The sequence below is a fragment of the Enterobacter sp. BIDMC 29 genome, from assembly GCF_019378755.1.
GTDB classification, from domain to species: domain Bacteria; phylum Pseudomonadota; class Gammaproteobacteria; order Enterobacterales; family Enterobacteriaceae; genus Enterobacter; species Enterobacter ludwigii.
Genome location: NZ_CP080000.1, coordinates 2,858,159 through 2,876,522 on the forward strand (window position 1 = coordinate 2,858,159; position 18,364 = coordinate 2,876,522).

Below are 18,364 nucleotides of genomic sequence, written 5' to 3' on the forward strand. Positions count from 1 at the left end.
CGCTCTCCGGGCTGGACCTGAATGCCGGAACCTATACGCTGAGCTATACCGGCAGCGTACCGGGGCTCAGCGTGGGGAACATTACGATCACCCCAAGCGTGAACGGCACCACCTACTCGCTGACCCAGTTCGACTCTACCAGCGGCCACACCGTTGACGGCAACATCTTCGATGGCACCGACTCTGCCGGGGCGATGGATCAGTTGCATTCGGTGGATACCCGCCTCAGCGTGACCGGCTACAACGGCGTGACCACCACGCTGGATCCGTACACCGGCAGCGCAACGGTCAACGTCGTCGGCCATTACGGCACGCTGGCAATTGCTGCGGACGGCCACTACACCTACACCCTCAACACCGGGGTGTCGCTCTCAACCATCACCTCGAAGGAGACCTTCAACTACACCCTGACCGATGCCGACGGGAAAACAGACAGTGCCACGCTGACCATCAATATGGCGCCGCAGTTCATCAGTTCGGAACATAACGACGTCATTACCGGCACCGCCTACGGCGACACCCTGATTTACCAGGTGCTGAACGCCACCGCAGGCAACGCGACCGCGGGCAACGTCAGCAGCACTGCTGGCGATCACTGGACCAACTTCTCGCTCACGCAGGGGGACAAAATCGATATCGGCGATCTGCTGGTGGGCTGGAACGGGAGCAGTTCAACGCTCGGTAATTATCTGCATGTTACTAATAGTAATGGCAATACCGTGATCTCCATCGACCGTGATGGTTCAGGGGGCACCTACACTAATACGACGCTCGTGACGCTGGATAACGTCCAGACCACCTACGACGAGTTAGTGAACCAGCAACACATCGTTACCTGATAGCACCTGCACAAATGACCCGGGCGCACAGCGCCCGGGCATAAACAATAAAGCAGTACATTTTTATTAGGGATAAGACATGGGAATGAAGATGCCTTACTGGTGGCTCTCGTGCTGCCTGATATCTGTGCCCGCCCTCTCCGCGACGCCGGCGGCGATGATCAATACCGGACAACTCCGTGAAACGCAGGAACTCCCCTCTCTGAATGGCCGCGTGGCACCTGTCGTCGGCAAGGCTGCCCCCGGCACGCTGCAGCTTGGCGAAGCCGTCAACCGCGCCGTCACCTGGCACCCTGCCATCAGTGAAGCCGTGGGGAAACTCTACCAACAAAGCGAAGAGGTGGACGTCGCCAAATCGAAATACTATCCGCAAATTAATGCCGGCATGGATAACGGTTATACCCATGATGGCGACGATAATGGCTTTACTCCGTCGCTGGTGCTCTCCCTCTCACAAATGCTGTACGACTTTGGCAAGGTGGCAAGCCAGGTGCGTGCAGAAAGTGCCGGCGTCGCCCAGCAGCAGGCCAACGTGCTGGTCAGCATCGACACTATCGCTCACGATACCGCCATCGCGATGGTGCAGGTGCAAACCTGGCAGCAAATGGTCGACACCGCCAAAGAGCAGCTTGAGGCGCTCTCTTCGATTGGTACCCTCACCCGCCAGCGTAATGACGAAGGGGCCACCTCACTCTCTGACGTGGTGCAGACCGATGCACGTATCGAAGGCGCGCGCGCCCAGTTGATGCAGTACCAGGCCAGCCTCGACAGCGCCCGTGCCACGTTGATGAGCTTTCTTGGCTGGAACACCCTCAACACGATCAGCAACGATTTTCCACAAAAGCTGGCCCACAGCTGCGACATTGCCGAGCCGGACGATCGCCTGGTCCCGGCAGTATTAGCCGCCTGGGCGCAGGCTAACGTCGCCCAGGCCAATCTCGACTACGCCGACGCCCAGATGACACCGACCGTCTCGCTGGAGCCGGAGGTGCGCCACTACCTGAACGAACGCTATGCGGGTAACGAAACGCGGGATCGCACCCAATACTCTGCATGGGTGAAAGTGCAGATGCCGCTCTATCAGGGCGGCGGCCTCACCGCCCGGCGTAACGCCGCAGGCCACGCGGTAGAAGCCGCACAGTCCACCATTCAGCGTACCCGCCTCGAGGTACGCCAGAAGCTGCTGGAGTCGCGCAGCCAGGTCTTAAGCCTGCTGAGCACGCTGCAGATTCAGGGCCGTCAGGAGGCGCTCAGCGCCCGCACCCGTGAACTCTATCAGCAGCAATATCTCGATCTGGGTTCGCGCCCGCTGCTCGATGTGCTTAACGCCGAGCAGGAGGTCTATCAGGCGCGTTTTACCCAGCAGCAGACCCTCGGACAGTTGCACCAGCTGCAGCTCAACTGCCTCTATAACACCGGGCAATTGCGTCACGCGTTCGATCTTGATAACCGCACCATCCAGACCGTGGAGATCCAGCCATGAAGCAACGCGATATCCCGCAAGGTGAGACCATGACGGATGAGGCCCTGGCGCAGTGGGCGCAGGCCTTTGGTTTTGTCGCCACGCGCTACCGCGTCGCCTGCTCCCCCGGTGCGCTGCTCGCGGGCGCGCCGTGGCTAAAAGGCAAACCGATGGTGCCTGCACTGACTCAGCTGGCCCGTGAAGCAGGGCTGTCGTTTCAGCTGCTGACGGCGGATCAGCAGGCGATCAACAGCTGGCGTCTGCCGGTCGTGGCGGCAATGAACGACGGCAGGATCGGCGTGATCGAACATTTCGATGGCGACGATACGCTGGAGGTCAGCTTTTTCGACGATCAGACCTACACCAACCGGCTTTCGATGACCGCCATGCTGCCCGCCATCCGCCACGTCATTGCCCTGCGCCCACTGGCCGCGCTGAAAGACAGCCGCGTGGATGCCTATATTTCGAAATACCGTCCGGACTGGCTTTACCGGCTGGTGATGCGCGACTTGCGCCCCTACAGCTGGGTGATGCTCGCCGCGCTGTTTATTAACGTCCTGTCCCTGTCGGGGATTGTCTTTTCCATGCAGGTGTATGACCGGGTGATCCCCGCGCAGTCCTACCCGACGCTGTATGTCCTGACCATCGGCGTGCTGATCGCCACCCTGTTTGGCTTTGTGCTGCGCGTGGCACGCGGGCACATTATGGATCTGCTGGGCAAACGCTCCGATCTGCGCGTATCGGATCGGGTCTTCGGTCACGCCCTGCGGCTGCGCAACAGCGCCATTCCTCGCTCGACCGGCAGCTTTATCTCCCAGCTACGCGAGCTGGAGCAGATCCGCGAGATGGTCACCTCCTCCACCATCTCCACAATTGTCGATCTGCCCTTCTTTTTCCTGTTCGTGGTGGTGCTGGCGATCATCGCTCCCCAACTGGCGTGGATCGCACCGGTCGCCGCGGTGATCATGGTCCTGCCCGGTCTGCTGCTGCAGAAAAAGCTGGCAGAGCTCGCGAAGCAGTCGGCGCATGAATCCACCCTGCGCAACGCCGTGCTGGTGGAGAGCGTGCAGGGGCTGGAGGACATAAAGCTGATGCAGGCGGAAAACCGCTTTTTGCAGCAGTGGAACAGCTACATCCAGATCACCGCTGAATCTGGCCTGCGCACCCGTGAACTGACCCAGAATCTGATCAGCTGGGGAATGACGATTCAGAGCCTGGTCTATGCCGGGGTGATCGTGGTCGGTGCGCCGATGGTGATCGACGGCACGCTGACAACCGGTTCGGTGGTCGCCGCCTCGATGCTGGCCTCGCGGATGATCGCTCCGATGGCCACCCTGTGCGGCGTGCTGGCGCGCTGGCAGCAGGTCAAAGCGGCGAAAGAGGGACTGGACAGCATCATGCAGCTCCCCACAGAAAACCAGCGTGAGGAGACGCCGATCCGCCAGGATGTACTGCGCGGTCACTATCTTTTCGAGCAGGCACAGTTCCGCTATCACCCGGAAGATCCGCGCATGGCCCTGCGCATTAACCGTCTGGAGATTAAGCCAGGTGAAAAAGTGGCGATCCTCGGGCGTAACGGCGCCGGAAAATCGACCCTGCTGCAGGCGATGGCGGGCGGAATGGATCTCGCCGGCGGTGAATTGCGGCTCGATAACTTCAGCCTCCCGCACCTCGATGTCGCCGATGTCCGGCGCAACGTCGGCTTTATGACCCAGAACGCCCGGCTCTTTTACGGCACCCTGCGCGAAAACATCACCCTCGGCATGCCGCGCGCCACCGATGAGGCGATTTTCGAGGTGCTGGAGTTAACCGGCGCTGCGGGCTTTGTGCAGAAACTGCCGAAGGGTCTGGACTACCCAATTATGGAGAACGGCGTGGGGTTATCCGGCGGCCAGCGGCAATCCATTCTGCTGGCGCGCATGCTGCTTCGCGACCCCAATATTGTGCTGATGGATGAACCGACTGCGTCGCTCGATGAGCACACCGAGCGGGAATTTATCCAGCGTCTGAGCGCCTGGCTTGGCAACCGCACCCTGATTGTCGCCACGCATCGCGTGCCGGTGCTGGAACTGGTGGAGCGGGTCGTGGTGCTCAAAGAGGGAATGCTGGTGATGGACGCGCCGAAAGCGCAGGCGCTGAACAACAGCCGCATGCAGCAACAGCAGCAGCAGGCAGCAACCGGACGGGAGTGGAAAAATGAAAATCAGTCAGCGTGACGTCGCCGCAATGGACGACCTGGACAATGCGCTCGACTCCGAAAGCGGCTACACCGGTGCGCGGCGGATTGTTATCTTCTCTTTACTGATGTTCGTCGTACTCGGCGTCTGGGCGTGGTTTGGCGTGCTGGATGAAGTCTCAACCGGCACGGGCAAAGTGATCCCCAGTTCGCGCGAGCAGGTTTTACAGTCGCTCGACGGGGGGATCCTCACCGAGCTGAACGTCCATGAGGGTGACCAGGTGCAGGCCGGACAAGTGCTGGCGCGGCTCGATCCCACGCGTTCAGAATCTAACGTTGGTGAAAGCGCGGCGCGCTACCGTGCCTCGCTGGCCTCCAGCGTGCGACTGTACGCCGAGGTAAACGATCTGCCGCTGAAATTTCCCCCTTCGCTGGCGAAGTGGACCGATCTGACCGCTGCCGAAACCCGGCTCTATAACTCACGCCGTGCGCAGCTGGAAGATACCCAGCGGGAGCTGCGTGCGGCATTGGATCTTGCGAATAAGGAGCTGGCGATCACTCAGCGTCTGGTGAAAACCGGCGCCGCCAGCCACGTGGAGGTACTGCGCCTGCAGCGGCAGAAAAGCGATCTGGAGCTGAAACTCACCGACGTGCGATCCCAGTACTATGTTCAGGCCCGCGAGGCGTTATCCAAGGCCAACGCTGAAGTGGATATGGTCTCGGCGATCCTCAAAGGCCGCGAGGATTCAGTGACCCGCTTAACGGTGAAATCTCCGGTGCGCGGGATCGTGAAAAACATCAAAGTCACCACCATCGGTGGCGTCATCCCGCCTAACGGCGAGCTGATGGAGATTGTACCGGTGGACGATCACCTGCTGATCGAAACCCGCCTCTCCCCGCGCGATATCGCCTTTATCCATCCGAATCAGGAAGCGCTGGTAAAAATCACCGCCTACGATTACGCCATTTATGGCGGGCTGCACGGCGTGGTTGAAACCATTTCGCCGGACACCATTCAGGACGAAGCCAAGCCGGAGGTGTTCTATTACCGGGTATTTATCCGCACCAGCCAGGATTACCTGGTGAATAAAGCAGGCAGGCACTTCTCAATCGTGCCGGGGATGATTGCGACGGTGGACATTAAAACCGGTGAGAAAACGGTACTGGATTACATGATCAAGCCGTTCAACCGGGCGAAAGAGGCGCTGCGAGAGCGCTAATCACTGGCGGTTTGTTTGTCCGGCCCTCTGCCCGTGGAAGAGGGCCGGAGTCATGGCATCCGTAACCCGCAACAATACCGCTTAAGCCAGCGGCGAAAGTCTGACCTCGTTTACCTTTTCCCTTTCCGCCTTCTGTTAAAATAGCCCAAACTCATTTTTCAGGAAGAAACCATGCGTCAACGAACTATTGTCTGCCCCATCATTCAGAACGACGGGGCGTATCTGCTGTGCAAAATGGCCGATGACCGCGGCGTATTTCCCGGCCAGTGGGCGTTATCGGGCGGCGGGATGGAGCCGGGAGAAACCATGGAGCAGGCGCTGCGCCGTGAAATTCGCGAAGAGCTGGGCGGCGCGCTGGAGATCACGGAGGTCAAACCCTGGGCGTTTCGCGACGACATTCGGGTGAAAACCTATGCCGATGGCACCACGGAAGAGATTTATATGATTTACCTGATTTTCGACTGCATCAGCGCAAATCGGCAGGTGACGTTTAACGACGAGTTTCAGGAGGTTGCCTGGGTTCGCCCGGAAGCGATCAAAGCACTGGATCTGAACGAAGCCACGCGCATTACCTTCGCACAGAAGGGGCTTCTTTAAGCGCCCACTGCCTGGGGGTTTTGCCGGTAAAGGCCCTGAAAACCTCAATAAACGCGCTGATACTGTTGTAGCCGCACGACAGCGCGATCCAGCCAACCGGTTTACCTGCTGCCAGCCACTCCATTGCCCGCATTACGCGGGCAAGTTGCCGCCAGTTAACAACGTTCATTCCCGTTTCCGCGCTAAACCGACGGTGGAATGTTCGCACGCTCATTCCCGCAAGGGAGGCATAGTGCTCAACCGTCTGGTTGTCGTCCACACGTTGCATCAGATGGCTGGCTACCTTCTTTAATCGGGGATCGGCTGGCATGGGCAGCAGATAGCGCACCTGACGGCCCCGCGCCAGCTCATCCAGCAGCAGGGTGAGCTTTCGCGGATCGTACCCGCTTCCTTCAGCGTTTAAGCGTGAAAACAGCGCGCTGGTGAGCTCGTCGGGTTCGAAAAGCGTCGTTTCACCGGGCAGCGCTTCACACCCTGCGGGATCCAGATAGATCGCACGACCGTCAATCGCACTCCCGGCAAAGGCAGCATGCTCCTGACCGGGCGGGATCCAGCCGATATGTTGCGCCGGTACAACCGAACGCCCAGACGCTGTTTCGACAACCAGCAGACCCGTCGTAATCCGCCAGAGCTGACCGGCCTGATGGCTGTGCCACGGCGTATGGTATCCACCTGGATGCAAAAGTGTCTCAAAGCTGACCACGTAATTTGGCCGAAAATCGGTATTCATTGGCTTATTACAGAAACTACGTCTCTGTCTGTCAAGGATAATGGCGGCTCAACGCAACGAGGAGTCATCATGAACATCATCACCCGCCTGATTACCCAGTCTGACAATGCTATTTTGCGTGAGGAAATGTCCCGTTTACTGACCGGCCTGTTTAAAGGCGAGATTGATCCGAAAGACGTTTTTTCGCCAAAGTATCAGCAGATCACGGACGGTCACTCTCTTGATTATTCTGGCTTTATTCAGCACCTGGAGCACGTGCGTTCGCAGATCCGCGATATCGCCTTCCGCGTGGAACAGATAGGGTGTCATGACACACTGCTGGCTGACCGACATATCGTGACCGTCACGTATCCCGAAGGCCATCAGGCTGAAATAGAGGTTTATATGTTTGCCACGCTATGCGCAGGAAAAATCTGCCGGATCCACGAAGTCACGCGAGTAGCTAACGGTGAAGCTTCTGCTCGCGCGCTGGCCCATGCAACGGGCTAACGTTACTCAGCCGGTTGCGGTGCGCTGCTGAGATATACCCCTACATAGCGCGTAAACTTCCCGATAAAGACCCCGGCAAATACCCCGCCGGAGACTATCGCCAGCGCGCTCATGGCGGGCTGTTGCAACGTATGGGGAGAGAGGGCGTTCATCACCCCCAGCACGTATTTTACCCCAAATGCCAGCATCATAAACGGCAGTGCCGTGTAGTCCGGCTGGCGATAAAGGGTGCGCGGCGCGTCGGTGCGGGTGATGACCGTCTGCTTAATCAGCACATACCCCAGCGCCGCGCCCGCCACAATCCCCGCAACCCAAAGGGCCACCGTCGCGAGAGTAAGATCGCGATAGACCACCAGATCGTAGATATCCCAGATAAGAAAGATGGCAGGAATGATGGCCAGCCTTTCCAGCGTAACGGTGGCAGGCTTACGGGCGTTGAGGCCGCGGGAGATGAGAAAAATAAACAGAACCCACACCCAGACGGGGGTGTGCGTGAGGATACCGATCAGAAATTCAAACATGGGATTCACCATGAACGCTTGCGGCGCTGGCCGCACTGCACAAGTAATGCGCATAACAGCACAGGTGCCATTATGCGCAGGTCTGTTACAGCGATTTTTTCAGGCGACGAACCGCCTCTTTCAGCTCTTCATCGGTTGGCGTGACAAACGACATGCGCAGCGTCGTATGGTCTGGCTCATTACAATAGAAGAACTCACCCGGCACAAAAACCACGCCGTTGCTTAACGTTTTTTCCAGCCAGCGCGTGGTGTTAATGCCATTGTTCATTTTGGCCCACAGGAACATTCCGCCCTTCGGCTTATGGAACGTCATGACATCACCCAGTTCCGCCTCCAGTTCATTTGCAAAGGTCTGGTATTTCTGGCGGTAGGCTTCACGGATCATTTTAATCTGATCGACCAGACGACCGGTTTTCAGGTACTCGTAGGTCATCAACTGTGACAGCGTGCTGGTGTGCAGATCGGTGGTTTGCTTGAGATTAACCACCGCGCGTTTCAGCCACTCCGGTACCAGCACCCAGCCCACACGAGTGCCCGGCGCGAGGATTTTGGAGAAGGTCGAGGTATAGACGACGTTCTCTTCATTGCCGATATCTTTGGCATGGGCAATTAACGGGCGGAACACTTCATCGGTATAATTAATTTCACTGTACGGATCGTCTTCGATAATAACGAAGTCATAGCGCTTCGATAATTCCACCAGCTGTTTACGACGCACCTCAGAAAGCGTTACCCCACCCGGGTTACCAAATGTCGGAACAATATAAACCGCCTTGATGGTTTTATTCGCCACCAGTGCTTCAAGTTCATCCACTTTCATTCCGTCGCCATCGGTGCCCACGGATTCAAATTTGGCCTGTGCCAGACCAAATACCTGCAGTGCCGCGAGATACGTTGGACGTTCGACGACGACGGTATCGCCCGGGTTAATTAACGCCCGCGCCAGCACGTCGAGAGATTGTTGCGAACCGGACGTAATGACCACGTCATCGGCCTTGCAGGAGATCCCGCGGCCTTCACAGATGAGCTTAATTTCTTCACGCAGCCCCGGGATGCCTTCGGTCAGACCGTACTGAAAAGCTTCACCAAAATGCTGTGATAATACGGCATCAGCGGCAATTTTCAGGCCTTCATGATCGAACAGTGCAGGGTTAGGAATACCGCCACCCAGCGAAATCACCCCGGCCATTTTGCTATGTTTTAATAATTCACGGATGGCAGATGATTGCAGGCCCTGTGCGCTGCTGGCGAGTTTATTCACAGACATTCTTTGCTTACCTTCTTTTTTATAATGTGCCTAATCTTAGTAGCATAAGTCTGCGGCTTTGATAATTACTTTTCTTCAACGGCATGGCCGAAATATTCCGCGCCCTGCTGAATATGCGCGACAAATTGCGTGAGCTTGGGTAGCGGACGTAAATCCTGGCGCCACAGCAAATGTACCGGTCGTGGCGCAGGCGTATAGTTCTCCAGCACCTGCACCAGCCTGCCGCTCGCCAGCTCTTCTGCCAACAGCACTTCGGGTTGCAGTAATAATCCCGCCCCCGCTCTCGCCGCCATCCGTAGCCCATAGCCATCGTTGCAGCGCAGAATGGCATCGCGCTTCCAGCGCATCTCGCCTTCAACCCCCGGCAGCCGCCATTCGTTACGCGCGGTCCACACCGTGTGTGACAGGCAGAGATGATCCGCCAGATCGGCAGGCGTTCGCGGCGTGCCGTAACGCGCCAGATACGCCGGGGCCGCGCAGATCACCATTCGGTACGGGCAGAGGTATTTCGCCACCAGATCGTCGTTATGAATGTCACCGATGCGAATGGCCAGATCGACCCCTTCATCCACCAGATCCACCATTCGGTTGGTCAGATCCAGCTCCACGCGCACGTCCGGGTAGCGCTGCAAAAAGGTCGCGGTGAGGGGGGCTATCACACAACCGCCAAACGAGGTGGGCGCCGTGACCCGCAAAGTCCCGGCTGGGGCGGCACGCAGTCGCTCAACCGCGCTTTCGGCAATAGAGATCTGCTCCAGCACCCGCTTCGCCTCGTCGAAATAGACCCGCCCGGCGTCCGTCAGACTTTGACGCCGCGTGTTTCGCTCCAGCAGCCGGGTGCCGAGCTGAGACTCCAGCAACGCAATGTACTTCCCCACCATCACCGCCGACATCTCCAGGCGGCCTGCCGCGCCGGTAAAACTGCCACTCTCAACGACAGCAATGAAGGTCTCCATGCTGCGAAGCTTATCCATATTCCAAACCCCTGGTTAGCAATCCTCTAACTTTAGCCCAGTTTATCTGAGTTTTGATTTATTAAAGAATGAAGGCTCACAACCTAAGGAGTCAGCTATGAAAATCGTGATTATTGGTGCCAGCGGTACGGTCGGTCGTGCGGTAACAGAAGAGCTGAGCCGTCGCCACGACGTGATCCGCGTGGGTCGCACGCAGGGCGACTACCAGGTGGATATCACCTCTCAGGCCAGCGTGCAGGCATTGTTTGAAAACATCGGTGCGGTGGATGCGATTGTCTCTGCCAGTGGCGGCCTGCACTTCGGCCCGCTCGCGACCATGAAAGACAGCGATTTCAACCAGGGCTTGCAGGATAAGCTGCTGGGACAGGTTCGTCTGGCGTTGACCGGCCAGCATTACCTCAATGAAGGCGGCTCCATCACCCTGATAAGCGGGATCGTGGCGCATGAGCCTATCGCTCAGGGGGTGAATGCCACCACGGTGAACGCCGCTCTGGAAGGGTTTGTCCGCGCTGCGGCCTGTGAACTGCCGCGCGGGATCCGCATCAACCTGATTAGCCCGACGGTACTTACCGAATCAGCGGAAGCGTACGAAGGCTTCTTCCCGGGCTTTGAAAGTGTTCCCGCCGCAACGGTGGCGCAGGCCTATCGTCGCAGCGTGGAAGGAGTGCAGAATGGACGAGTGTATAAAGTGGGTTACTGAGCCTTAGCGGCAGAAATCAGGACCAGCATCGGACGTTCCGCCTCTTCGGCCAGCGCGGGCCATGCATCAATTTGTGCCTGCGTTGGTCCCCATTCGTTCACTTCCGTTATTGTCAGCCCCGCCTTAATAAGCGCATTGAGCGTGGTACCGAGCGTACGGTGATATTTGATCACCCCGTCCGCCAGCCAGTTGCTGACGCGCTCGCCCTCATCCTGATAGCGATTAACGCCCCAGAAACGCTCGCCGTTATCGTCGGTCAGCCAGCCCTGACGTGAGGCGCAGGTGTAAATCGGATGTTCCATTGAAAAGACGAGGCTGCCGCCGGGTTTAAGCGCCCGCCGGATTTTTTCAAACAGGGTCTCCAGCACCGGCAGGTAGTGCAGCGCCAGTGAACTGTAGATCAAATCAACGCTGTTCTCAGGTAACGCCAGAGATGCCAGATCGCTGCGCTGATACTGTATTTGCACGTCGTCCGTCAGTTCAGCCGCCCGGGCGAGCATCTTTTCGGAGAGATCAACGCCGGTCACTTCTGCCGCCCCCAGCGCGCGTGCAGCGCGACAGAACCAACCGTAACCGCAGCCAAGATCGATAACTGACTTGCCGGATAACGGTGGCAGCATGCTTTTCAGCGCAGGCCATTCCGGTGCGCCGTCCAGACCCTGCACCGAACGCGGTAGCCGGGCATAGCCTTCAAAAAACGCCGGGTTGTCGTAGATGTTTTGTGCCATGACGGACTCCTTTATCGCAACAGAGGCGAGGGTAAAACACCCCTCGCCCGTTGACAACATACCCGTCTGAAAATCAGAGCCTGCGCCGGATCTTCTCCACCATGGCGGCAGTCGAAATCCCGTAACGCGCGTGAAGGGTCGGTAGCGCACCCGCATCAAGGAACGCATCCGGCAACGCAACGGTGTCAAAGTCGACGTTAACGCGATGGCGCATCAACAGCGACGCCACGGCTTCACAAAGCCCGCCAACGCTACTGTGGTTTTCAGCCACAATAACCAGACGTCCGGGTTTCGCGGCTTGCACCAGAATGGTCGCTTCATCCAGGGGCTTAATCGTGGGTGAGTGAAGTACCGCCACGCTGACATTATCCTTGCGCAACTGCTTTGCCGCCTCCAGTGCGCGCATGGTCATCAGCCCTGAGGCGATAATCAGCACATCACTGCCCTCTTCCAGCAGCGCGGCTTTGCCTATTTCAAACCGGTAATTGTACTGATCCAGCACCACCGGAACCTTACCGCGTAACAAACGCATATAAACCGGCCCTTCGTGGCTGGCAATGGCAGGCACCGCCTGTTCGGTGTCAATCGCATCGCAAGGATCGATAATGGTCATGCCCGGAATGCCGCGCATGATCGCAATATCTTCCGTTGCCTGATGGCTTGGCCCGTAGCCGGTGGTCAACCCCGGCAGCGCGGCGCAAATCTTGACGTTGAGGTGTTCCTCAGCAATGACCTGATGAATAAAATCGTAGGCACGGCGGGTGGCGAACACGGCATAGGTGGTGGCAAAGGGAATAAAGCCCTCTTTAGCCATCCCACCTGCCGCCCCCATTAACAGCTGTTCCGCCATTCCCATCTGGAAGAAACGGTCAGGGTATGCCTGAGCAAAGATATGCAGGTCGGTATATTTCGATAAATCTGCCGTCATGCCGACAATGTTCTGGCGCTGAGCCGCCAGTTTCACCAGCGCGTGGCCAAACGGCGCGGCCCGGGTTTCCTGCCCTTCCTCTGCAATCGAGGCAATCATGGCGGAGGTGGTTAAACGCGGTTTATTTTCGACGGGCTGGCTCATTACAGGACTCCTTCTGGTTTATTCGCATCGAGCACGGCGAGCGCCTGTTGCCACTCATCGGCATCCACGCGAATAAAATGGTTCTTGTCACGCTGCTCGAGGAAAGGCACGCCCTTGCCCATCAGCGTGTCGCACAAGATGACGCGCGGCTGTTGTTCGGGATAGCGTCTGGCATTATCAAACGCCGACACCAGCGCGGGGATATCGTTACCGTTAACGCGTTGTACATACCAGCCAAAGGAGGTCCACTTATCTTCCAGCGGCTCAAAACCGAGGATGTTATGTGAATTACCGTCCGCCTGTTGCCGGTTAATGTCCACCAGCACAATCAGGTTCGAGAGCCCATGATGCGCGGCTGACATGGCGGCTTCCCAGGTTGAACCTTCGTCCAGCTCACCGTCAGACATGGAGTTAATTACCCACGCCGTGCTCTGTTTATGTTTCAGCCCCAGCGCCATTCCCACACCAATGCTGAGTCCCTGCCCCAGAGAACCGCCGGAGATCTCCATGCCGGGTGTATACGTTGCCATGCCGGACATCGGCAGGCGGCTGTCATCCGAGCCGTAGGTTTCAAGTTCCTCTTCAGGAACGATCCCCGCCTCGATCAGCGCCGCATAATACGCAATGGCGTAATGTCCGTGGGAGAGCAGGAAGCGGTCGCGGCCTTCCCACTCCGGCTCCTGAGCCCTGAAGGTCATACCGTGCGCAAACGCAGTTGCCAGCACGTCGGCATAGCCCAGCGCCTGACCGATATAGCCCTGACCTTGTACTTCGCCCATTCGCAGCGCGTAGCGGCGAATGCGCCACGCGGCCGCGGCAACCTGTTGAACTGTCGTATTCGTCATTCTCGTCTCCCCTTAATGGATCAGCATGCCGCCGTTCACGTCGAGCGTGATACCGGTGGAATAAGAAGAGAGATCGCTGCCCAGGAACAGCGCGGCACGGGCAACATCCTGTGCATCACCAAGACGGTTGAGCGGAATACCCGCCAGAATGGCGGTTTTCATCTCATCGCTCAGCTTGCCAGCGGTGATGTCCGTCTGGATAAGCCCCGGGGTGATGCAGTTCACGCGCACGTTATCCGGCCCAAGCTCACGGGCCATGGCTTTGGCCAGTCCCAGCACGCCGGCTTTTGCAGCGCTGTAGTGCGGGCCGCCAAAAATACCGCCGCCGCGCTGTGCCGAAACTGAAGAGATACAGACAATGCTGCCGGACTTCTGCGCGCGCAGAGTGGGAATCACCGCCTGGGACATCAGCAGCGTACCGCGCAGGCTGACATCCAGTACGGCATCGTAATTGTCGCGCTTAATATCCATCAGTTTGAGCGGCTGGGTTATCCCGGCGTTATTCACCAGAATGTCGATGCGCCCATATTTACCCAGAACCTGCTCAATGGCTGCGTTCACCTGCAACTCGTTGCTGACGTTTGCCGCAAGCCCCAGATGCCCTTCACCCAGACATGCAGCCGCACGCTGGCTGGCCTCGGCATCTAAATCAATAATGACCACTTTCGCGCCCTGCTCGGCATATAATTTTGCCGTGGCGAAACCCAAACCGCGCACAGAAGCCGCGCCGGTAATCACGGCGACTTTATCTTTCAGAAGCATATATTTACTCCAGTATTGTAAGAGAGGTTTTATTTATTATTTCGGTTCTTCCAGCAAGATAATCATGACTAATCCAATTGCTGCGCAAATACCGAAATAAATAAAGACAGAATTAAAGCTTCCAGTTTTATCCAGCAGATAACCTGCCAGCATCGGCGAAACAAATCCGCCGAGATTACCGCCGCTATTAATAATTGATGCGGCGATGGGATACGTTTTGCTGTCCGCAACGGCCATTCCATAAGCGGTGAAGGCGGGCCAGCCTATATTCAGACAGAGACCAACAAAAAAGAGGCCGACACAAACCGCAACGGTGCTTTGCGGGATATTCAGCATGATGACCATCATCAGTACGGTGCTGATGGCTGTAAACATCATGGTCGGTTTACGCCTGCGCCCGAGCCATTTATCGGAGACATAGCCGCCAAAAATCGCGCCGATAAAACCGCCGATACACGGCATACTCGCGACGAGGCCCATGCTCATGAACGTAAAGCCTTTTTCTTTCACCAGATAAAGCGGTATCCAGGTCAGCAGGCCATACAGCACGCTGACCATCATGAAGTAGGCCACACAGTCACCGAGAATATTTTTCGATGTGAACAGACCTTTTACCGTGCTGATGGGCGACAGATCCCGTACGCGGATCAGACGGTCAAGGCGGGAGAAGCCGGGGGAAATCACGATATTTTCCCGTCTGGCATCCGGTGTCGCCTGACCTGCGGTAATGGTCTCCAGTTCGCCCTTTGACACGAAAGGGCTCTCGGAAGGCCGGGTACGTACCAGTAAATACCACAGGACAGCAATGACCAGCCCCGGAATGGCAAAAGAGAAAAAGACCCAGCGCCAGCCCCATGTCATGGCAATCCACACTGCCAGCGGCGGCACCAGGATGGGGGCAAACATGGTGGCAGCGATATAGACGCCGGTCGCCGTGGCCTTCTCTTTTGGTGGAAACCAGTTATTGATCGTTGATGCCAACCCCACCGGGCATGGCCCCTCGGTTAACCCCAGCCCGAGGCGGATAAACTTCAGGCCCAGCACTGAGGTCGCAGTCCCCATCAACCAGGTAAACGCCGAGAAGCCAAATATCGACAGCGCCACCATCCCGCGAATGCCCTTTTTGGCGATAAAAAAGCCCGCCGGTATTTGGCTCAGGGCGTATCCCAAAAAGAACATACTGGCGATCGCACCGGCTTCGAAATTATTGATATGAAACTCGTCGATGATAAAAGGAAGTACAGCACCAATATTTGTTCGGTCGGCATAGTTAATGGCATACACAATAAAAATTAATGCCAGCACAACGAAACGGTAATTGGTTTTCTTTGTCGCTATGTAGGGGGCAACTTGTTCTATACGAGACATGTTTTACCTCATTATTCGAACAACGTGAGTCGTTTTATTTATGCGTTCAACGTCAATATATCGGCTATCGAACGAAACACCATTCAATAAAACTCATTTATTGCTGAGATAAATTTGATACGCGATGCAGGTCATAAAAATAAAATGTAACCCTCATCAATATTCATCGATAAAACACTGTGAACAGGATCATGTTTAATCCATTCAGCCGGGTAAAAATTGCTGACGCGATGCCGCAATGTTATGTTTTTTAAAATTGTCTCGTTTAAAAGGAGTGGGCCATGCCCGCGCAGGATCGCCAGACCCTCCCCATACCCTCGCTGCGAAATATTCAGTCCTTTATCGCCGTGGCCAACTCTCTCAGTATCCATCTGGCGGCCGAACAGCTTAACGTCACCGCGTCAGCCGTCAGTCATCAGATCGCCTCGCTGGAATCCTGGATGGGGAAGAAGTTATTTATCCGCAGCGGCAAAGGCGTGACCCTGACCCCGACGGGGGAAAAATATCTGCGCGACGTCTCCGCAGCGATGAGCGCCATCGGCCGTGCAACCGAACAGGTGATGAAAGAGGCCGATAATCCGGTATTGCGCGTTCACTCTTCACCAACGTTTGGCCTGACGTGGTTATTGCGCCGGCTCGGCAAATTTCGCAGTGAATACCCGGATATTACGGTCAATCTTTCCTGCTCCTATGAGAACCTGCAGTTTGCACGCGATAACATCGATATTGATATTCGCCACGGCATCCCGGACTGGGACGCTTACAGGGTCATGACCATTAAAAACGATGCGCTGGTGGTGCTGGCCTCACCGGCATATCTGCGTGCACATCCCGTCAACACGCCGCAGGACCTGCTTTCACAGGCGCTTATCTCGTCGACCAGCACCCTGGTCAACTGGGAAAAATGGTTTGCCTGGCACAATATCGACCGCCCCTGGCTCAACTTCAGCCTGAGTTTTGATCGTTCTTACATGAGCTTTGAAGCCGCGCGCATGGGGCTGGGATTTATTCTGGAAAGCAAGATGATGGCCACCGATCACCTGAACGATGGCTCCCTGGTGCAGGTGCTACCAGATGAAACGGGGATCGCCATTAATGCGCATCATCTGGTGATGCCGCACATGAACGAGCGCACCTGGAAGATCCAGCAGTTTGTTGAATGGATTGATCGCGAGCTGCGTCTGTCGGGGTATCACCTGTAGCAATACCCCGACGTGGCGTCAGGAGACGGTGCCCCACACAAGATGGCCCTTATGGAAGGTCGCGGTACGCGGTGAAATCCGCGCCACGGCCTCGGCGGAACAGGAAGCGTCCACCAGCACAAAGCTGGCATCGTCCTGCGCTTTTGGCCACACGCGCTCGCCTTTGTCGTTCAACGGCAGAACATCACCGGTGGCGATACCCAGCGCGCGGGAGAGCGTCTGTTCATTCGGGCGAATATAGAGCTGGGCGTAAAGATTGGCTTTTTCCAGCATATCGCCCAGCCCATACGGCGACCAGTGGTCAATGACGCTGTCGGTGCCGCTCATGACGAACACCCCCTTGTCACGGAGTTGCTTCAGCGGCATATGCAGGGTGCCAATCGGCACCGTAGAGGCAATGGTCACCTGCTGCGCCGCCATGCGGGTGGCGATTTCATCGACCTGCTGCTCGTTGAGCGTGGCCAGAGCGAAGGCGTGGCTGATGGTCAGTTTCCCCTTCAGCGCGGGCGTTTTCTCCACGGTCTCTACCATGTAGTTCACCGCCGCGACGCCTGCCGGGCTGGTTTCATGCAGGTGGATGTCCACCCCTTTGTCATAATCCAGCGCAATCTGGAACATCGTGTCGAGGGATTTTTCCATCGCACCGTCCACGTTAGTCGGATCCAGACCGCCCACGTAGTGCGCGCCAGCCTGCATGGCCTCGCGCATCAGCGTTTCGGAGTGCGATAACAGCAAGCCGTGCTGCGGGAAGGCGACAATTTCACAGTCAAACCCCGGCTTGCGGCGCGCTAAGACGGCCTGGAGATTTTCCAGATTCTTCAGGCCGGATGTCGGCTCAATATTGCAGTGGCTGCGGGCGAGGGTGGAGCCTTTCGACTGGATCAGATCGATAAGCTTTTCCGCACGCTCCTGCGTGTAGGGCTGTAACTCTGGCAGCAATTTTTCTTCAAGACGGATCATGTCCTGAATGGTCGTGCCCGCCGGGCGGTTAAGGGAATGCCAGGGACCGCCGTAAAAGGTTTTATCCAGGTGAATATGCATGTCGCGCATCGCCGGCAGCATCAGCTTACTGCCTGCATCGTAGTGTGGCAGCGCGGCATCGGCATGGCTTTTGTTATCACGCAGGGCGACAATTTTGCCGTCATTAATTTCGAGTGTTTTCAGTTCGGTGCGGGTGCTTGTCGCCACGCCGCCGTCAACGTTGAACCCGGCCTCCAGCAGCACGTTATCCAGGTAGTAGTGTCTGGCGGTAATGTTCATCGGTTTGCCTGTCTCACAACGTGGTTTCGCGGTTTCTGCAGCATACGCGACGGATCCGGTGGTGCCAAACAGGGCGCAGGCGGTAACCATTTTGCCGCTCTGGCTAATAAACTCGCGTCGGCTTTTATTCTCACTCATCTTCTCTTCCTTTT

General features: G+C 57.0%; 18 protein-coding genes. 8 read left to right on the forward strand and 10 right to left on the reverse strand.

The features are described from left to right. The 5 genes from JTA15_RS21835 to nudI form a co-directional block, all read left to right on the forward strand. Window positions 1-839 (forward strand): type I secretion C-terminal target domain-containing protein (locus tag JTA15_RS21835; RefSeq protein WP_255580109.1); only part of this gene is annotated, 839 nt, incomplete at its 5' end. A gap of 79 nt (window positions 840-918) precedes the next feature. Beyond that, window positions 919-2,322, forward strand: coding sequence for a TolC family outer membrane protein (locus JTA15_RS12350; protein ID WP_078774248.1), 1,404 nt, complete (start codon window positions 919-921; stop codon window positions 2,320-2,322). Continuing rightward, the gene (locus tag JTA15_RS12355; RefSeq protein WP_219372348.1) at window positions 2,319-4,517 is read left to right on the forward strand and encodes a type I secretion system permease/ATPase; all 2,199 of its coding nucleotides are present in this window, start codon (window positions 2,319-2,321) and stop codon (window positions 4,515-4,517) included. The genes JTA15_RS12350 and JTA15_RS12355 overlap by 4 nt, the downstream gene beginning before the upstream one ends. Before the next feature lie 10 nt (window positions 4,518-4,527). Then, window positions 4,528-5,697: an HlyD family efflux transporter periplasmic adaptor subunit gene (locus tag JTA15_RS12360; protein WP_086462978.1), complete on the forward strand. Its 1,170-nt coding sequence runs from the start codon at window positions 4,528-4,530 to the stop codon at window positions 5,695-5,697. Window positions 5,698-5,868: 171 nt separating this feature from the next. Beyond that, on the forward strand, window positions 5,869-6,294 hold the full coding sequence (nudI, locus tag JTA15_RS12365) for a nucleoside triphosphatase NudI (protein ID WP_219372349.1): 426 nt from the start codon (window positions 5,869-5,871) through the stop codon (window positions 6,292-6,294). On the opposite strand, the gene JTA15_RS12370 is transcribed toward nudI, so the two are convergent. After that, a complete protein-coding gene (locus JTA15_RS12370) occupies window positions 6,266-7,024 on the reverse strand; it encodes a helix-turn-helix domain-containing protein (RefSeq protein WP_255580110.1) in 759 nt (252 codons plus the stop codon). The genes nudI and JTA15_RS12370 overlap by 29 nt on opposite strands. Before the next feature lie 69 nt (window positions 7,025-7,093). On the opposite strand from JTA15_RS12370, the gene JTA15_RS12375 reads away from it, so the two are divergent. Next, complete coding sequence (locus tag JTA15_RS12375) at window positions 7,094-7,513, forward strand: nuclear transport factor 2 family protein (RefSeq protein WP_219372350.1); 420 nt, start codon at window positions 7,094-7,096, stop codon at window positions 7,511-7,513. A 2-nt stretch (window positions 7,514-7,515) separates the two neighbouring features. Here JTA15_RS12375 and JTA15_RS12380 read toward each other — a convergent pair whose 3' ends face one another. The 3 genes from JTA15_RS12380 to JTA15_RS12390 all read right to left on the reverse strand — a co-directional run bounded on the left by JTA15_RS12380 (window position 7,516) and on the right by JTA15_RS12390 (window position 10,275). Then, window positions 7,516-8,034: a DUF6622 family protein gene (locus tag JTA15_RS12380; RefSeq protein WP_219372351.1), complete on the reverse strand. Its 519-nt coding sequence runs from the start codon at window positions 8,032-8,034 to the stop codon at window positions 7,516-7,518. Between the two features lie 85 nt (window positions 8,035-8,119). Further along, window positions 8,120-9,301, reverse strand: a complete 1,182-nt coding sequence (locus JTA15_RS12385) for a PLP-dependent aminotransferase family protein (protein ID WP_063213965.1) — start codon at window positions 9,299-9,301, stop codon at window positions 8,120-8,122. A 65-nt stretch (window positions 9,302-9,366) separates the two neighbouring features. Next, on the reverse strand, window positions 9,367-10,275 hold the full coding sequence (locus JTA15_RS12390; protein ID WP_219372352.1) for a LysR family transcriptional regulator: 909 nt from the start codon (window positions 10,273-10,275) through the stop codon (window positions 9,367-9,369). 97 nt (window positions 10,276-10,372) lie between these two features. Between JTA15_RS12390 and JTA15_RS12395 the strand changes: the two genes are divergently transcribed. Beyond that, on the forward strand, window positions 10,373-10,975 hold the full coding sequence (locus tag JTA15_RS12395) for a short chain dehydrogenase (RefSeq protein ID WP_025203409.1): 603 nt from the start codon (window positions 10,373-10,375) through the stop codon (window positions 10,973-10,975). Here the strand turns inward: JTA15_RS12395 and JTA15_RS12400 are convergent. The 5 genes from JTA15_RS12400 to JTA15_RS12420 form a co-directional block, all read right to left on the reverse strand. Beyond that, entirely contained in the window at window positions 10,969-11,703 is a 735-nt protein-coding gene (locus JTA15_RS12400; protein ID WP_182268869.1) for a bifunctional 2-polyprenyl-6-hydroxyphenol methylase/3-demethylubiquinol 3-O-methyltransferase UbiG, read from the reverse strand. The genes JTA15_RS12395 and JTA15_RS12400 overlap by 7 nt on opposite strands. 73 nt (window positions 11,704-11,776) lie before the next feature. After that, a complete protein-coding gene (locus JTA15_RS12405; protein WP_219372353.1) occupies window positions 11,777-12,775 on the reverse strand; it encodes a transketolase family protein in 999 nt (332 codons plus the stop codon). Beyond that, a complete protein-coding gene (locus JTA15_RS12410; protein WP_020883879.1) occupies window positions 12,775-13,620 on the reverse strand; it encodes a transketolase in 846 nt (281 codons plus the stop codon). Before JTA15_RS12410 ends, JTA15_RS12405 begins: the two co-directional genes overlap by 1 nt. A gap of 12 nt (window positions 13,621-13,632) precedes the next feature. Beyond that, entirely contained in the window at window positions 13,633-14,382 is a 750-nt protein-coding gene (locus tag JTA15_RS12415) for an SDR family NAD(P)-dependent oxidoreductase (RefSeq protein WP_014171297.1), read from the reverse strand. Window positions 14,383-14,418: 36 nt separating this feature from the next. Continuing rightward, window positions 14,419-15,750: an MFS transporter gene (locus tag JTA15_RS12420; RefSeq protein ID WP_014171298.1), complete on the reverse strand. Its 1,332-nt coding sequence runs from the start codon at window positions 15,748-15,750 to the stop codon at window positions 14,419-14,421. 281 nt (window positions 15,751-16,031) lie between these two features. Between JTA15_RS12420 and JTA15_RS12425 the strand changes: the two genes are divergently transcribed. Continuing rightward, on the forward strand, window positions 16,032-16,952 hold the full coding sequence (locus JTA15_RS12425; RefSeq protein ID WP_020883878.1) for a LysR substrate-binding domain-containing protein: 921 nt from the start codon (window positions 16,032-16,034) through the stop codon (window positions 16,950-16,952). Between the two features lie 18 nt (window positions 16,953-16,970). Here the strand turns inward: JTA15_RS12425 and JTA15_RS12430 are convergent, their stop codons facing one another. Next, window positions 16,971-18,350, reverse strand: a complete 1,380-nt coding sequence (locus JTA15_RS12430) for an amidohydrolase family protein (protein WP_219372354.1) — start codon at window positions 18,348-18,350, stop codon at window positions 16,971-16,973. Between the last annotated feature and the right edge of the window lie 14 nt (window positions 18,351-18,364).

What these genes read in the sequence shown, in the direction of transcription:
- JTA15_RS12350 (WP_078774248.1), top strand. Translation starts at nt 919, where the DNA reads ATGGGAATGAAGATGCCTTACTGGTGGCTCTCGTGCTGCCTGATATCT.
- JTA15_RS12355 (WP_219372348.1), top strand. Translation starts at nt 2,319, where the DNA reads ATGAAGCAACGCGATATCCCGCAAGGTGAGACCATGACGGATGAGGCC.
- JTA15_RS12360 (WP_086462978.1), top strand. Translation starts at nt 4,528, where the DNA reads ATGGACGACCTGGACAATGCGCTCGACTCCGAAAGCGGCTACACCGGT.
- nudI (WP_219372349.1), top strand. Translation starts at nt 5,869, where the DNA reads ATGCGTCAACGAACTATTGTCTGCCCCATCATTCAGAACGACGGGGCG.
- JTA15_RS12370 (WP_255580110.1), bottom strand. Translation starts at nt 7,024, where the DNA reads ATGAATACCGATTTTCGGCCAAATTACGTGGTCAGCTTTGAGACACTT.
- JTA15_RS12375 (WP_219372350.1), top strand. Translation starts at nt 7,094, where the DNA reads ATGAACATCATCACCCGCCTGATTACCCAGTCTGACAATGCTATTTTG.
- JTA15_RS12380 (WP_219372351.1), bottom strand. Translation starts at nt 8,034, where the DNA reads ATGTTTGAATTTCTGATCGGTATCCTCACGCACACCCCCGTCTGGGTG.
- JTA15_RS12385 (WP_063213965.1), bottom strand. Translation starts at nt 9,301, where the DNA reads ATGTCTGTGAATAAACTCGCCAGCAGCGCACAGGGCCTGCAATCATCT.
- JTA15_RS12390 (WP_219372352.1), bottom strand. Translation starts at nt 10,275, where the DNA reads ATGGATAAGCTTCGCAGCATGGAGACCTTCATTGCTGTCGTTGAGAGT.
- JTA15_RS12395 (WP_025203409.1), top strand. Translation starts at nt 10,373, where the DNA reads ATGAAAATCGTGATTATTGGTGCCAGCGGTACGGTCGGTCGTGCGGTA.
- JTA15_RS12400 (WP_182268869.1), bottom strand. Translation starts at nt 11,703, where the DNA reads ATGGCACAAAACATCTACGACAACCCGGCGTTTTTTGAAGGCTATGCC.
- JTA15_RS12405 (WP_219372353.1), bottom strand. Translation starts at nt 12,775, where the DNA reads ATGAGCCAGCCCGTCGAAAATAAACCGCGTTTAACCACCTCCGCCATG.
- JTA15_RS12410 (WP_020883879.1), bottom strand. Translation starts at nt 13,620, where the DNA reads ATGACGAATACGACAGTTCAACAGGTTGCCGCGGCCGCGTGGCGCATT.
- JTA15_RS12415 (WP_014171297.1), bottom strand. Translation starts at nt 14,382, where the DNA reads ATGCTTCTGAAAGATAAAGTCGCCGTGATTACCGGCGCGGCTTCTGTG.
- JTA15_RS12420 (WP_014171298.1), bottom strand. Translation starts at nt 15,750, where the DNA reads ATGTCTCGTATAGAACAAGTTGCCCCCTACATAGCGACAAAGAAAACC.
- JTA15_RS12425 (WP_020883878.1), top strand. Translation starts at nt 16,032, where the DNA reads ATGCCCGCGCAGGATCGCCAGACCCTCCCCATACCCTCGCTGCGAAAT.
- JTA15_RS12430 (WP_219372354.1), bottom strand. Translation starts at nt 18,350, where the DNA reads ATGAGTGAGAATAAAAGCCGACGCGAGTTTATTAGCCAGAGCGGCAAA.